General features: G+C 36.1%; 14 protein-coding genes and 1 pseudogene. 6 read left to right on the forward strand and 9 right to left on the reverse strand.

The window, feature by feature from the left end; genetic code table 11:
- Window positions 1–8 precede the first annotated feature (8 nt).
- From pheS to RHO12_04705, 6 genes are all read right to left on the reverse strand, one after another.
- Window positions 9–992: a phenylalanine--tRNA ligase subunit alpha gene (gene pheS / locus RHO12_04680; GenBank protein WVD67077.1), complete on the reverse strand. Its 984-nt coding sequence runs from the start codon at window positions 990–992 to the stop codon at window positions 9–11.
- Between the two features lie 247 nt (window positions 993–1,239).
- A complete protein-coding gene (rplT, locus tag RHO12_04685) occupies window positions 1,240–1,593 on the reverse strand; it encodes a 50S ribosomal protein L20 (GenBank protein WVD67078.1) in 354 nt (117 codons plus the stop codon).
- A 22-nt stretch (window positions 1,594–1,615) separates the two neighbouring features.
- The gene (gene rpmI / locus RHO12_04690) at window positions 1,616–1,813 is read right to left on the reverse strand and encodes a 50S ribosomal protein L35 (GenBank protein WVD67079.1); all 198 of its coding nucleotides are present in this window, start codon (window positions 1,811–1,813) and stop codon (window positions 1,616–1,618) included.
- 89 nt (window positions 1,814–1,902) lie between these two features.
- Window positions 1,903–2,424, reverse strand: a complete 522-nt coding sequence (infC, locus tag RHO12_04695; GenBank protein ID WVD67380.1) for a translation initiation factor IF-3 — start codon at window positions 2,422–2,424, stop codon at window positions 1,903–1,905.
- A gap of 56 nt (window positions 2,425–2,480) precedes the next feature.
- Entirely contained in the window at window positions 2,481–4,409 is a 1,929-nt protein-coding gene (thrS, locus tag RHO12_04700) for a threonine--tRNA ligase (protein WVD67080.1), read from the reverse strand.
- Window positions 4,410–4,600: 191 nt separating this feature from the next.
- Window positions 4,601–6,763, reverse strand: a complete 2,163-nt coding sequence (locus RHO12_04705) for an extracellular solute-binding protein (GenBank protein ID WVD67081.1) — start codon at window positions 6,761–6,763, stop codon at window positions 4,601–4,603.
- Between the two features lie 149 nt (window positions 6,764–6,912).
- On the opposite strand from RHO12_04705, the pseudogene cyaY reads away from it, so the two are divergent.
- A pseudogene (gene cyaY / locus RHO12_04710) lies at window positions 6,913–7,170 on the forward strand (iron donor protein CyaY).
- Between the two features lie 95 nt (window positions 7,171–7,265).
- Here the strand turns inward: cyaY and ilvN are convergent.
- Window positions 7,266–7,760: an acetolactate synthase small subunit gene (ilvN, locus tag RHO12_04715; GenBank protein ID WVD67082.1), complete on the reverse strand. Its 495-nt coding sequence runs from the start codon at window positions 7,758–7,760 to the stop codon at window positions 7,266–7,268.
- Window positions 7,760–9,478 (reverse strand): acetolactate synthase 3 large subunit, encoded by a 1,719-nt coding sequence (gene ilvI, locus RHO12_04720; protein WVD67083.1) that lies wholly within the window; start codon window positions 9,476–9,478, stop codon window positions 7,760–7,762. The genes ilvN and ilvI overlap by 1 nt, the downstream gene beginning before the upstream one ends.
- Window positions 9,479–9,756: 278 nt before the next feature.
- Here ilvI and RHO12_04725 point away from each other — a divergent pair, with 278 nt between their 5' ends.
- From RHO12_04725 to manA, 5 genes are all read left to right on the forward strand, one after another.
- Window positions 9,757–10,734 carry a PTS sugar transporter subunit IIB gene (locus RHO12_04725; GenBank protein WVD67084.1) on the forward strand — a complete coding sequence of 326 codons (978 nt, stop codon included), beginning with the start codon at window positions 9,757–9,759 and terminating at the stop codon, window positions 10,732–10,734.
- Window positions 10,735–10,756: 22 nt separating this feature from the next.
- Entirely contained in the window at window positions 10,757–11,557 is an 801-nt protein-coding gene (locus RHO12_04730) for a PTS mannose/fructose/sorbose transporter subunit IIC (GenBank protein WVD67085.1), read from the forward strand.
- A 16-nt stretch (window positions 11,558–11,573) separates the two neighbouring features.
- Window positions 11,574–12,485, forward strand: coding sequence for a PTS system mannose/fructose/sorbose family transporter subunit IID (locus RHO12_04735; protein WVD67086.1), 912 nt, complete (start codon window positions 11,574–11,576; stop codon window positions 12,483–12,485).
- A 108-nt stretch (window positions 12,486–12,593) separates the two neighbouring features.
- Window positions 12,594–12,962: a DUF956 family protein gene (locus RHO12_04740; protein WVD67087.1), complete on the forward strand. Its 369-nt coding sequence runs from the start codon at window positions 12,594–12,596 to the stop codon at window positions 12,960–12,962.
- Window positions 12,963–13,015: 53 nt separating this feature from the next.
- A complete protein-coding gene (manA, locus tag RHO12_04745) occupies window positions 13,016–14,206 on the forward strand; it encodes a mannose-6-phosphate isomerase, class I (GenBank protein WVD67088.1) in 1,191 nt (396 codons plus the stop codon).
- 216 nt (window positions 14,207–14,422) lie between these two features.
- On the opposite strand, the gene frdD is transcribed toward manA, so the two are convergent.
- The gene (gene frdD / locus RHO12_04750; GenBank protein ID WVD67089.1) at window positions 14,423–14,773 is read right to left on the reverse strand and encodes a fumarate reductase subunit FrdD; all 351 of its coding nucleotides are present in this window, start codon (window positions 14,771–14,773) and stop codon (window positions 14,423–14,425) included.
- Window positions 14,774–14,781 lie beyond the last annotated feature (8 nt).

Below are 14,781 nucleotides of genomic sequence, written 5' to 3' on the forward strand. Positions count from 1 at the left end.
CCCTCAGATTAATTAAATTGTTTCAAAAAACGTAAATCATTTTCAAAGAATGAACGCAAGTCCGTTACACCATAACGTAGCATGGTTAAACGCTCCATCCCCATCCCAAAAGCAAAACCGCTATAGACTTCGGGATCAATACCTACATTACGTAGAACATTAGGATGAACCATTCCACAGCCTAGCACCTCTAACCATTTACCATTTTTAGCTTTTATATCAACTTCTGCTGATGGCTCTGTAAATGGAAAATAACCAGGTCTAAAACGGATTTCCATATCATCTTCAAAGAAGCAGTGAAGAAAATCGTGTAATAAGCCTTTTAGATGAGTAAAACTAATATTTTTATCAATCAATAGTCCTTCCATTTGATGGAACATTGGCGTATGAGTTTGATCGTAATCATTACGGTACGTTCTACCTGGCGCGATAATTCGAATCGGTGGTTTTTGAGTCTCCATAGTGCGAATTTGAACTGTAGATGTCTGCGTACGAAGTAAGCGATTAGCATCAAACCAAAATGTATCGTGATCTGCCCGCGCTGGATGATGAGCTGGAATATTTAACGCATCAAAATTGTGATAGTCATCTTCGATTTCAGGACCAGTTTCAACCACAAAACCTAACTTACCAAAAAAATCGACTAACCGATTAATCGTTAATGTTACAGGGTGTAACCCCCCCATTGGCATCGTTTTACCCGGTAACGTCACATCTATTGTTTCGTTAGCTAATTTAGCGTTAAGCGCTGACTGTTCAATTATCTCTTTTTTATTATTCAGTGCCACCACAACCGCTTGTTTAGCATCATTTATTTTTTGCCCAACCGCAGGCCTTTCTTCAGCAGTAACATCGCGTAACGAAGCCATTTGTAGAGTAAAATGCCCTTTCTTACCTAAATATTCAACGCGAATTTGCTCAATTGCGTTAATATCTTGCGCACTTTCAATTGCCAATTTGGCTTTGTCTACTAATTCAATTAACTGAGACATAGCATCCTCTTTATATTAGTTTGGTTACATTTTCATAGTAATAATTTTTTTTACAAACGTTTAATACAAAAAAAGCCTCTAAATGAGGCTCTTTCTACAATTCGTTTTCGTTTTCATTCTACCTCAAAATGAACTCATTTTATTAAGCTAAAAAAGAAACGAAAAAAAACGGCATACATAATATTTTCTCTTTATAATTTAATTTTAGTGATAAATTGAGGTCGAATCGCTTCGACCTCAACCAAAACTATAATGCTGCTTTTGCTTTTTCAACAAGAGCGGCAAAGGCATTCTTATCAAATACCGCAATATCAGCTAGAATTTTACGATCAATTTCAATTGAAGCCTTCTTTAAGCCATTAATAAAACGACTATAAGACAAACCACATTGACGCGCTGCCGCATTGATACGAACAATCCATAATTGGCGGAATTGACGTTTACGTTGTCGACGATCGCGGTATGCGTATTGACCAGCTTTAATTACCGCTTGGAATGCAACACGATATACACGAGAACGTGCACCATAATAACCTTTTGCTTGTTTTAGAATCTTCTTGTGACGAGCACGAGCAATAACACCACGTTTAACACGAGCCATAACTATCTCCTTAAAAAATTAATTAAGCGTATGGAACACACGCTTTGACTAAACCTAAATCACCTTTTGAAATCATGGTTAAACCACGAAGGTGACGTTTACGCTTAGTCGATTTCTTGGTTAAGATATGACTCTTGTTCGCTTGCTTGTGTTTAAATCCACCAGAAGCTGTCTTTTTGAAGCGTTTTGCTGCGCCTCGTACAGTTTTAATTTTTGGCATAATAATACTTCCACATCCGCATTGTTAATAACATAAAATAAAAGGTGTTATTCAATATATAAATACCGAATAAACTTGTTAAAACCTTGTTATTTCTTCTTCGGTGCAAGCACCATAATCATTTGGCGTCCTTCAATCTTAGTTGGATAAGATTCAACAACAGCCAAATCAGCTAAGTCATCTTTAATGCGTTCAAGCATCTCAGCACCTAACTGTTGGTGAGCCATTTCACGACCACGGAATCGTAGCGTAACTTTAGCTTTATCACCATCTTCAAGAAAGCGAATCAGGCTGCGGAGTTTTACCTGATAGTCACCTTCATCTGTACCAGGTCGAAATTTTATTTCTTTAACCTGAACAACCTTTTGTTTCTTCTTCTGTTCTTTTGTTGCCTTGCTCTTTTCATAGATAAATTTGCCGTAATCCATGATGCGACAAACTGGCGGCTCAGCATTTGGACTTATCTCTACCAAGTCTAGAGACATTTCATCTGCTTGCTTTATTGCTTCACTTAGGCTAACAACACCAAGTTGCTCACCTTCAATACCTGTTAATCGGACTTCTTGTGCTGTAATTTCATCATTAATTTTATGAGCACGAGTGGGTTGAATACGTTTTCCGGCTTTAATACTTAAATCCTCCAGTCAAATAACAATAACAAACCAGCTTATTCGCTGATTTGATTCAAAGAACGAGTACGAATTTCATTCTGCAACAATTCTACAACATGTTCGACTTCAAAGCTACCAAGATCTTTACCTTGACGAGTACGAACTGAAACTTTTCCAGCTTCGACTTCCTTATCACCACAAACTAACATGTAAGGAACGCGTTTTAAAGTGTGTTCACGGATTTTAAAACCAATTTTTTCATTTCGTAAATCAGCTTTAGCACGGATACCTGCATTTTGTAATTTTTCAGTCAACTGCCTAACATAATCAGCTTGATTATCCGTAATATTTATTACTTCAACTTGAGTAGGCGCTAACCATGTAGGGAAAAAACCAGCGCAGTTTTCTGTTAATATACCAATAAAACGTTCCATCGAACCTAAAATTGCTCGATGTATCATCACTGGAATATGACGATCATTATCCTCGCCAATATAAGTGGCATCAAGGCGGTCAGGCAACATAAAATCTAGCTGAACAGTTCCGCATTGCCATGCCCTGCCAAGACAATCATGTAATGTAAATTCAATTTTAGGCCCATAAAATGCACCTTCGCCAGGTAGGTATTCAAATTTGATACCATTTTCAGTTAAACATTCGGCTAAATCTTTTTCAGCAATATCCCACACTTCTTCTCGCCCTATACGCTTTTCTGGGCGAGTAGATAGTTTAACGGTGATATCTTTAAAGCCAAATGTACTGTACATGTCATAAACCATTTTAATACAGCTATTAACCTCTTGGCGAATCTGACGTTCAGTACAGAAAATATGAGCATCATCTTGAGTAAAACCACGTACACGCATTAACCCATGTAATGAACCAGACGGTTCATTACGATGACAACTACCAAATTCAGCCATTCTAAGTGGTAAATCGCGGTAAGATTTTAATCCTTGGTTGAAAATTTGCACATGACCAGGACAGTTCATTGGCTTAATACAATACTCACGGTTTTCAGACGATGTGGTAAACATCAAATCTTTATAATTATCCCAATGACCTGTTTTTTCCCACAACACGCGATCCATCATAAATGGACCTTTCACTTCTTGATATTGGTATTCTTTTAATTTTACACGCACAAAAACTTCAAGTTCTCTAAAGATAGTCCAACCATCATTATGCCAAAACACCATTCCTGGCGCTTCTTCTTGCATATGATATAAATCAAGCTGTTTACCAATACGTCGATGATCACGTTTCGCTGCTTCTTCTAAAAATTGCAAGTAAGCATCGAGTTGTTTTTTGTCCGCCCAAGCCGTGCCGTAAATGCGTTGTAACATTTTATTATTACTGTCACCTCGCCAATACGCACCAGCAATTTTTTGTAATTTCAAATGATGACAAAAACGCATATTGGGCACATGTGGCCCTCGGCACATATCAATATATTCTTCGTGGTGATATAGCGCAGGGGTTGCATCTTTAGCAATATTGTCATCAAGAATCGCAAGCTTATATGGTTCAGATCTTTCACTAAAAACATCGTAAGCTTTCTGCCAGCTCACGACTTCTTTAACTACATCATAATTCTTTTTAGCTAATTCTAACATGCGTTTTTCTAACGTATCTAAATCGTCTTGAGTTAGCGTATGATCTAAGTCGACATCATAATAAAAACCATTGTCGATGGTCGGGCCAATTGCCATTTTAGTATTAGGCCAAAGTTGTTTAATTGCATGACCAAGTAAATGGGCGCATGAATGGCGAATAATTTCAAGCCCATCATCATCTTTGGCTGTAATGATTGCAACATTAGCATTGTGTTCAATGAGATCACAAGCATCTTTTCTTTCGCCGTTAACTCGACCAGCAATGCAAGCTTTTGCAAGGCCGGAACCAATACTTTGTGCAATTTCAAGTATTGTTACAGGTTTATCAAATTGACGTTCGCTTCCATCAGGAAGAGTAATAATTGGCATGATAGTTCCTTAATTACAGTGGTGCGCCACACGACAGCGCACGTGCATTATTGAGTTTTAATTATTATATTACTAAATTTTATGATCGCGTATAGTATCACGAATTATTACTGCTTAAAACAACAGTTTCATGATAATAAACCAAACCTTAATATCATTTTTTACATATTCAAAAAATATAAACATTATTACTAAATTGTCTGTTTTAATATTTTATTAATTTTATTAACTACACTCTTCGTATTACCACCGAAATTTAACCATGATGCTATATGATCGCCAATAATGCTTTCAATTTTACGTAGATTGATTGGTTGACCGCTTGCTAACTGATTTTCTCGAATACCTTGTGAATAATTTTCTTGAATAAGTTTAATTTTTGGGTAATTAGTGATAATTTTTTGATTTTGCAAAATATCATCTCGAGAAATAGCCCCTCCTAATAACGCAATTTGTTCGCTAATCTCTTTACTAAAAATCCAATTAAAAAATAGCGACACTTCATCTTTTTTATCACTATAGCGAGACATCCCTAAGGATCCTCCACCAAATAATGGATGATTCCCTGGTACCGGTGCACAGTCAATAATTGGTAAAATATTTTTATTTGAGATATAAGAAAATAAATTCATATAGACAATTAGCATAGCTAAATCACCTTGCTCAAATTGCTCAACAGATGTTTTCCACCATCCAGCGTCAAGGTTATTGGCAAGCGAAAGAAAGGATTTAAATTCTCGTAATGTCTCTTGTGCAATAGTGTTATCTAAGACAATTGAGGTATTATCAATCACCCGTCCCCCATTTGCATAATACCGCAATAAAAATTCAGATGCGATAATTTCACTATTACCTAATGTGACAGAGCTACCAAATAGAACTGGAGAATCACGATTAAAACGTCGATTAAAAAACCTACTTATTTGGTTAAACTCTGCAAAATCGGTTGGTACAACAAGATTTTTTCGATATTTTTCAAAATACTGACGCTTAATCAGCGGATCATTAAACAGATCTTGTCGATAAAATAATATCTGAATACTTGGATCAAATGGCAGCGCATAAGTGGTGCCATTGATATTACTGAAACGGTCAATAATTTGCTTTGAATAATGACTTAATAGCTCATTTAAGTCGATATTCAGCTCACTTAATGGGGTTAATATCGGCTTTGCGAACCAAGGTAAACTAGCCATATCAATACGTACCACATCTATTTCTCGATGTTGCTCAAGCTTATTAAATTGATGGTAAATTTCATCAAATGGCTTAACGATCAGATTAACATTAATCCCCGTTATTTTTTTAAAGTGGGGTAATAGCTTTCTCACTGCTTCTGTCGTTGGGCTTGGCAGGATTAAAAAATTAATCACCCTATCGCTTAGCAGATGTGGTTTATTTAATTCATTCTTGAGAAATAAAAAGCCTTTATTTTCAATATCATTAACTTCTTTGCCTTCTATCATACCCGTAATTTTTTGGCTTAACATGCCATAATTCATATGATATTGATAAAAATTATCGTTATAAAAAAATACATCGTTGGTGAGTGTATAAATTATTGGACATTTGACATTGCTACCTAAATAGTTAGCATTTTTAATATAACGAGCTCTTTCTATATTACTCGTTATTACCGCGTCAAAGCGCATACTTGAATTATCAAAAAAAGAAAATGCTAAATTATAATTGCCCTCAGTGGGTATCGATTCAATATGATGAAGCATTACTTCATATTGCAACTGATTAAAAGCGGCAAGTAAACCTTTTTTTAAAGCATATGACGGCCTATTACGTGTTGAATTAGTAAATAATCCAATATTACGGTAATTTTTAGCCATAATTGCGATGGCAATATCTTTACCTGCTTGCTCAAAATCAAGTGAAATAAATTGCTCAGCTAATAAAGGCTGACGATAAACAAAAATAATATTGTTTATTGGTGTTTTAACTATTTCGTAATAGTGCTTCGCACTCTCTAAACAAGAGACAATAATGATTGCTTGATCACGCTTGACTGCTATTTTTTGTATTAATTGTAATTCGCGCTCTTTTGAATCATGGGTGATATATAACGACAATTCATAACCAAGTGAGCTTAAATCTTGAAATAAGCCATCATAAAGACAACTATATTGTTCTGCGGTAATATTGGGTAAGACCACTGAAATAGTTTTGGTATAACCTTCTTTTAATACTTTTGCTGACAAGTTAAATTGATAACCTAATTTCAAGGCAGCTTCTTCGACTAATTTTATTTTTTTAACACTAACATTTCCTCGCCCATTAAGTACATTAGAAACTGTACCATGTGAAACACCTGCTATTTTAGCAATATCTTTTATCGTCGCCATCTAATGCCAGTCCAATCAAGCCAATTAAATATTGAATAATTATTATAGTCACATTACGTGCACTTTAATTTGTATTTCTTACTTTAGCATATAAAGTATTATGTTATGATAAAATAATCGATATAACCGAATTAATAATGGGGAATCTAATGAATACCAATCAATTTTATGAGCTTGCTAATCAGCTCTTTATTAAAATTGAACAGCAATTAGATGATTATGCTGAACAACATAATACTGATATTGACTATGAAAGGCATGGTAATGTAATCACTATTACCTTTGAAAATCAAAGTAAAATTATCATTAATACTCAAGAACCTTTACTACAAATTTGGATGGCCACACGTAGACAAGGTTATCATTTTGATTATAAAGACGGTGAATGGATTTGTAGCCGGAGTGGCAATCAATTTAACCAACTATTCGATGACGCTACGCAGGATCAAATTAATCATTAAAAGGCGCCAATAAGCACCTTCTTAGAAGGCATTATAATTAATTACTTGCTAGTTTTATCGCTACGCGATAACCCAATAATGCCAGAACGAACCATTTCAACAATCTCACAGTTTTCACGAATAGCACATAAAAAAGATTCTAATTTTTCACTGTTACCAGTTAATTGAATAATGAACTGTGTTGCTTTTACATCTACAATCAAACCACGGAAAATGTCAACGCAGCGTTTAACCTCATCTCTAGCTTGAGAACCTTTAGCTACAATTTTTACTAACATGATTTCGCGCTCAACATGAGGGCCTTCAGTTAAATCATAAACTCGATAAACATCGACTAATTTATGTAGCTGCTTTTGTATTTGTTCAAGCACATGAACATCACCACTTGTTTGAATGGTCATTCGTGACATAGTCGGATCTTCCGTTGGCGCCACTGTTACACTTTCAATATTAAATCCACGTTGAGAAAATAATCCAATCACTCTAGACAATGCTCCTGGTTCATTTTCAATTAAAATCGATAATATATAACGCATTATGTTCTCTCCGTTTTACTTAGCCACATCTCATTCATTGCGCCTCCACGAACTTGCATCGGATAAACATGCTCTGTTGCATCAGTCATAACATCAATGAATACGAGTTTATTTTTAATTGCTAAGGCTTTTTTTAGTATTGGCTCTAAGTCACTGCGTTTCTTGATTGACATTCCTATGTGACCATAGGCCTCGGCAATTTTAGCAAAATCAGGTAATGATTCCATATACGAACTTGAATGGCGGCCAGCATAAATCATATCTTGCCACTGCTTTACCATCCCCAAAAAGCGATTATTAAGATTTAAAATAATAATGGGTAGATCGTACTGCAGTGCTGTTGATAGCTCTTGAATATTCATTTGGATACTACCATCGCCAGTAATACAAATAACACGCTGCTCAGGAAAAGCCAGCTTTACCCCCAAAGCAGCAGGAAAACCAAATCCCATGGTACCAAGGCCCCCAGAAGTAATGAAATGACGTGGTTTATCAAATGGATAATACAGCGCGGCAAACATTTGGTGTTGGCCTACATCGGTCGCCACGTAAGCGTCACCTTTTGTTAATTTATATAACATTTCAACCGCTTCTTGTGGCTTAATCAAATCGCCTTCATGACTATAGGCTAGACAATTCTTAGCTCTCCAGTGTTCAATCTGTTTCCACCAATCAACGATGGCATCTAAATCTTGTATAGTTTTTTCTTCAGTCAATTGTTCCAGCATATTTTCCAGTACGAGTTTTGCATCACCAACAATAGGAATAGCTGTCATTACAATTTTAGAGATAGAGGTTGGATCGATATCTACATGTAAAATCTGAGCATCAGGACAATATTTAGCTAAATTATTAGTCGTCCTGTCGTCAAAGCGTGCGCCTACTGCCAAAATAACATCAGCATTGTGCATTGCCATATTGGCTTCATAGACACCATGCATGCCTAACATACCTAAATTTTGTTTATGTGTACCAGGAAATGCACTAATCCCCATTAAAGTTGTCGTAACAGGCAAATTAAGTTTCTCAGCTAACGTTTTAACATAATCCGTTGCGTTAGCAGTAATAACCCCTCCACCGACATAAAATACTGGTTTTTTTGCACTAAGTAGTACTTTTAATGCTTTTCTAATTTGACCTTTATGGCCTTGGATAGTTGGATTATAAGAACGCATCGCTATTGATTTAGGATAACTATAATTATATTTTATTGCCGGATTCATCACATCTTTCGGCAAATCAATCACTACTGGACCCGGACGGCCTGTAGATGCAATATAAAATGCTTTTTTAATTGTTTCAGCAATATCTTCGGTTTTTTTAATCAGAAAACTATGTTTAACAACAGGCCGAGAAATCCCCACCATATCACATTCTTGAAATGCGTCATAGCCAATCAAATTACTAGCCACTTGCCCTGAAATAATAACCATCGGAATAGAATCCATGTAAGCAGTTGCAATGCCGGTTATCGTATTCGTTGCCCCGGGTCCTGACGTTACTAAAACAACACCGACATCCCCTGTAGCCCTTGCATAACCATCAGCCATATGAACCGCGGCTTGCTCATGCCTGACGAGCACATGCTCTATGCCGCCAAGAGTATGCAGCGCATCATAAATATCTAATACACTACCGCCTGGATAACCAAAAATCTGTTTGACACCTTGATCTATTAAAGATTGGATCACCATCTCTGCACCGGACAATTTTGCCATATTAGCCTCCATCATTAATCTTAAAAAAAGATTACATTTCTCTATTTATAATGAATAGAATTATAATGGTTTAATTAGAATTGTTAAGTAGCAAAGTCAATATTTGACTATTAGCAAAATGGAACAAATAAGTGTTATTAAATTTAAACAATTCAAATTTTATGATTTTTATCAAAAATATTTTATGTGACACAAATCAACAATAATTTAGTTTCCCTTTGATAATATTAAAAAAATTTTATACTATAATTATGAAAGTATAACAGAGGAGGCGCAAAATGGTTGGAATTATCCTAGCTAGTCATGGAGACTTTGCTGAAGGTATTCTACAATCAGGAGCAATGATATTTGGCGAACAAGAAAATGTGAAAGCAGTTACTTTGCACCCAAGTGATAGCCCTGAAAGTTTAAAAGATCGAATGAAAGAAGCAATTGCAACTTTCGATAGTAATGACGAAATTTTGTTTTTAGTCGATTTGTGGGGGGGAACACCGTTTAATCAAGCAAATGGCTTATGTGATGGCCACAATGATAAATGGGCGATAGCATCAGGGCTTAACTTACCCATGCTTATTGAAGCCTACACCGCTAGATTGTCAACCAACTCTGCTAAAGAAATTGCAATCACAATTATTGAGCCTGCTCAAGAGGGAATCAAAACTAACATATCAACAGTAACAACTAAAGCCAAAGCTGTCTCTACAGGGAAAAGCATTGCACCAGGCACTGTGCTAGGTAATGGTAAACTTAAAATCGTGCTCGCACGGGTTGATTCGCGTTTATTACACGGACAGGTCGCAACGGCTTGGACTCAAGCAACAAATCCCAATCGAATAATTGTGGTTTCAGACTCGGTTGCTAAAGATGAACTGCGTAAAAAGCTTATTGAACAAGCGGCTCCTCCAGGAGTGAAAGCGAATGTAGTCCCTATTAACAAAATTATTGAAATTTCCAAAGATCCTCGTTTTGGTAATACCAAAGCACTGCTATTATTTGAAAATCCGCAAGATGTATTACGGGTAATCGATGGCGGTGTTGAAATTAGCGATTTAAATGTTGGTTCTATGGCGCATTCTGTTGGTAAAGTCATGGTCAATAAAGTATTGTCAATGAACGCTAATGATGTCGCTACATTTGAAAAGCTAAAACAAAAAAATGTTCAATTTAATGTTCGCAAGGTGCCTAACGATTCAAGTAGTAATATGGATGAATTGTTAAAAAAAGCGAAAGAAGAACTAGCGGAACAGAAAAGTTAGTATTAAATTAAAGAGGTTTATTATGGATTTATCTATTTTATCAATTGTATTGGTCATATTTGTTGCTTTTCTTGCAGGTATGGAAGGTATTTTAGACCAATTTCAATTTCATCAACCTTTAGTTGCTTGTTCGCTAATCGGTCTAGTCACTGGCAATCTTGAAGCTGGCGTTGTGCTCGGTGGCACGCTGCAGATGATAGCACTTGGTTGGGCGAATATTGGCGCAGCGGTCGCGCCAGATGCAGCTCTTGCATCGGTCGCTTCAGCAATTATTCTTGTATTAGGTGGCCAAGGCGTTGCCGGCGTACCCACCGCTATTGCAGTTGCTATTCCGCTAGCTGTAGCAGGACTATTTTTAACTATGATTGTACGTACACTTGCTGTACCAATGGTTCATATGATGGATGCTGCCGCAGAAAAAGGAAATATTAAACAGATAGAAATATTACAAATTCTAGCAATTTGCATGCAAGGATTACGTATTGCAATTCCTGCTGGTGCGTTAATTTTTATTCCAGCCAATGTTGTACAAAGTGCCTTAAACTCGATGCCTGAATGGTTAACAACTGGTATGGCAATCGGCGGAGGGATGGTCGTTGCAGTAGGTTACGCGATGGTCATTAATATGATGGCCAACAGAGAGGTATGGCCATTTTTTATCATTGGATTTGTCGTAGCCGCAATTTCACAACTAACACTTATTGCACTGGGGGCCTTAGGTATTGCTTTAGCACTCATTTATTTAAATCTTTCTGAACGTGGTAATTCATCTAGTGGCGGTAATACTGGTGATCCACTTGATGATATCTTAAATGATTACTAAGGACGGGGAGAATAAAATGGAAAAGAAAATTCAATTAACTAAAAAAGATCGTTTATCTGTTGCTTGGCGTTCAACTTTCCTTCAAGGCTCTTGGAACTACGAGCGAATGCAAAATGGTGGTTGGGCATATTCAATGATCCCTGCGATCAAAAAATTATACAAAACCAAAGAAGATCAGTCCGCGGCATTAAAACGCCACTTAGAATTTTTTAATACCCATCCATACTTAGCCTCACCTGTTCTAGGGGTAACATTAGCTCTAGAAGAAGAAAGAGCAAATGGCGCGCCAGTTGACGATGTCGCTATCCAAGGGGTAAAAGTTGGGATGATGGGACCTCTTGCTGGTGTCGGCGATCCGGTATTCTGGTTTACCGTGAGACCGATGCTTGGTGCGCTTGGTGCATCACTAGCTATCAGTGGTAATATTATGGGTCCGATTTTATTCTTTGTTTTATGGAATATCATTCGTTGGGGCTTTATGTGGTATACCCAAGAATTTGGATACCGTACGGGTTCTAAAATTACGGATAACTTATCAGGTGGATTACTACAAAAAATTACGAAAGGGGCATCTATTCTAGGCATGTTTGTGCTTGCTGCTCTGGTGCAAAGGTGGGTATCAATCAACTTCAAGCCTATCGTATCAACAGTAACATTAGACAAAGGTGCGTTTATTAACTGGGATTCATTACCGCTAGGGAGTGAAGGAATAAAACAAGCTTTAATCCAGGCTCAAAGTGGCTTATCTTTAACGCACCACAAAGTTACCACTTTACAAAACAACTTAGATCAACTAATTCCTGGTCTAGTGCCATTATTATTAACCTTCTTGTGCATGTGGTTGCTACGTAAAAAAATATCACCAATTGCTATTATTATTGGATTATTTGTCGTCGGTATTGCAGGACACGTGATTGGTCTTTTATAATAATAAAAACCACTATATAAAGCCTAGTTTATCTAGGCTTTATTGTTTTTAATAAGAAAATATTAATCTTATAAAAAAAACTGTATACAAAAGAGAGAATGGTTATTTATGGCACAATCTTTAAATACAAAAATCGATTTAGTCATTAAAGGCACCGCCTTTATGGGACTGTCTGAATATGGTGAAATTATGATTGGTGATAAAGCATTTGAATTCTATCATACACAAGACAATCGCAAGTACATTCAAATACCGTGGGATGAGATTGATTATGTGATAGCCTCTGTGCTATTCAAAGGCAGATGGATCCCTCGCTATTCAATAAAAACCAAACGTAATGGTACATTTACTTTCGCATCAAAAGAGCCCAAAAAAGTATTACGCGCAATTAGAGTCTACCTTGATGGCAAGCAGATGGTAAAATCGCTCAGCTTTTTTGACGTAATAAAACGCGCTTTTAGGAGAAAAAAAGCCTAAAATATAACTCAAATCTATTGTAGCTTTTTAATACCAATTATTAAGGAAATAAAATGCATAACACAATGTGGAAATTAGCTAATGTTATAAAAGATTATGACTGGGGAACGAAAACAGCGCTATTTGAACTATTCAATATTACTAATACCAACAATAAACCTCAAGCTGAAATTTGGATGGGTGTCCACCCTTCAGGTGTATCCACAGCGGTTGATACTCAAGGAAAGCAAATAAAGTTGGATCAACTTATCGCACAAAATTCGATACAGATCCTTGGTGACAAGACCAAGAACCGATACCATACGCTGCCTTATTTATTTAAAGTCTTATCAGCGCAAGAACCACTCTCGATTCAAGTTCATCCTGAATTATCGAAAGCTAAAAAAGGCTACGAAAAAGAAAATGAACTCGGAATTCCACTTGATTCACCCAAAAGAAATTACAAAGACCCAAACCATAAACCGGAGCTAGTTTATGCTTTAACACCTTATTGGGCAATGAATGGTTTTAGACCTATTACTGAAATTATATTACTATTTAGCTCACTGAATATTCAAGCTATTAAAAATGAAGTTAACGAATTAACCAATAACCAAACTGATAGTGGATTAAAAGCATTTTTTACTAGCTTGCTAAAACTAGATGACACACACAAAAAACATGCTTTACTAGAATTCAAATCAAAAATTGAACTCCTCAATGACATACCATTTAATATTATCAAAGAGATAGCAAAGAAATTTCCTGATGATATTGGCTTATTTGCACCTTTAATTTTAAATATTATTCAATTACAGCCCGGCGAAGCCATGTTTTTAAAAGCACAAACACCTCATGCTTACTTAAAAGGTACTGGACTCGAAATTATGGCGAGCTCTGACAATGTATTGCGAGCAGGGTTAACATCAAAATACATTGATATAAATGAACTTATTGATAATACTACATTTCATAGTATTCCTGCCGATCAATTGCTGACTCAACCTGTTAAGCAAAATAATAAAATTAATTTTCCTGTTCCGATTGATGATTTTGCGTTTGAAATCATTTATAGCGACCAACACTTACAGACGGAAAAACTACAGAGTGCTGAAATTATTTTTTGTATAGAAGGTGAAATCACGTTATCAACAGCAACTGATAGCTTTACTATAAAAGCTGGTGAATCGGTATTTATCGCTTATTGCGCTGGTTTTTTTGACTATAAAGGAAACGGTGTGCTAGCGAGAGCCTCTAATAAATAAAAAACCAGCCGAAGCTGGGAAAGTAATAATGATGAAAAATAAAATCATGGTCATACTAGCATCATCTCGATGTATTAAAAATGACAAAAAAATGACAAACATGTCATTTTATAATTAATTATCTTGCTATCCACATCATTGCTTTATAATCTTTTATACCATTAAAGGTATAAAAGATTTAAATGAATAATACCGACCTAAATAACCAAACGTTACTTAATGTATAAATAAAATATACCCTGCATGCAAGGTCCATGCTAGTGCTAATCCGTACGTTAATACATTTCCTCGCTTAGGATGAATATTAATATCATGTAAAGTATGCAAAATACGGTGTAAACCACACCAAATAGGGAAACTAATCATAAAAAACAGGAATAATTTACCACCAAACGTTGTCATTAATTTTAAAATATAGCTTCGAGTGGCTACGTCACCAAAGGCAATGATAAAAAAAGTGATAATAATAACCGGTGCAAAAATTGCCGCCCATGTTGCTCCTGCACTAAATAGTCCCCCAAATAATGACTCATTTGACCGCTTTAGCTGTTTTTGTTTGCTTTCCATTTTTAACC

This window comes from Orbaceae bacterium lpD02, assembly GCA_036251875.1.
Lineage (GTDB): Bacteria > Pseudomonadota > Gammaproteobacteria > Enterobacterales > Orbaceae > Orbus > Orbus sturtevantii.

Bases quoted from the DNA above. Each gene is read 5' to 3' on its own strand.
- pheS (WVD67077.1), bottom strand. From the start codon at position 992: ATGTCTCAGTTAATTGAATTAGTAGACAAAGCCAAATTGGCAATTGAA.
- rplT (WVD67078.1), bottom strand. From the start codon at position 1,593: ATGGCTCGTGTTAAACGTGGTGTTATTGCTCGTGCTCGTCACAAGAAG.
- rpmI (WVD67079.1), bottom strand. From the start codon at position 1,813: ATGCCAAAAATTAAAACTGTACGAGGCGCAGCAAAACGCTTCAAAAAG.
- thrS (WVD67080.1), bottom strand. From the start codon at position 4,409: ATGCCAATTATTACTCTTCCTGATGGAAGCGAACGTCAATTTGATAAA.
- RHO12_04705 (WVD67081.1), bottom strand. From the start codon at position 6,763: ATGGCGACGATAAAAGATATTGCTAAAATAGCAGGTGTTTCACATGGT.
- ilvN (WVD67082.1), bottom strand. From the start codon at position 7,760: ATGCGTTATATATTATCGATTTTAATTGAAAATGAACCAGGAGCATTG.
- ilvI (WVD67083.1), bottom strand. From the start codon at position 9,478: ATGGCAAAATTGTCCGGTGCAGAGATGGTGATCCAATCTTTAATAGAT.
- RHO12_04725 (WVD67084.1), top strand. From the start codon at position 9,757: ATGGTTGGAATTATCCTAGCTAGTCATGGAGACTTTGCTGAAGGTATT.
- RHO12_04730 (WVD67085.1), top strand. From the start codon at position 10,757: ATGGATTTATCTATTTTATCAATTGTATTGGTCATATTTGTTGCTTTT.
- RHO12_04735 (WVD67086.1), top strand. From the start codon at position 11,574: ATGGAAAAGAAAATTCAATTAACTAAAAAAGATCGTTTATCTGTTGCT.
- RHO12_04740 (WVD67087.1), top strand. From the start codon at position 12,594: ATGGCACAATCTTTAAATACAAAAATCGATTTAGTCATTAAAGGCACC.
- manA (WVD67088.1), top strand. From the start codon at position 13,016: ATGCATAACACAATGTGGAAATTAGCTAATGTTATAAAAGATTATGAC.
- frdD (WVD67089.1), bottom strand. From the start codon at position 14,773: ATGGAAAGCAAACAAAAACAGCTAAAGCGGTCAAATGAGTCATTATTT.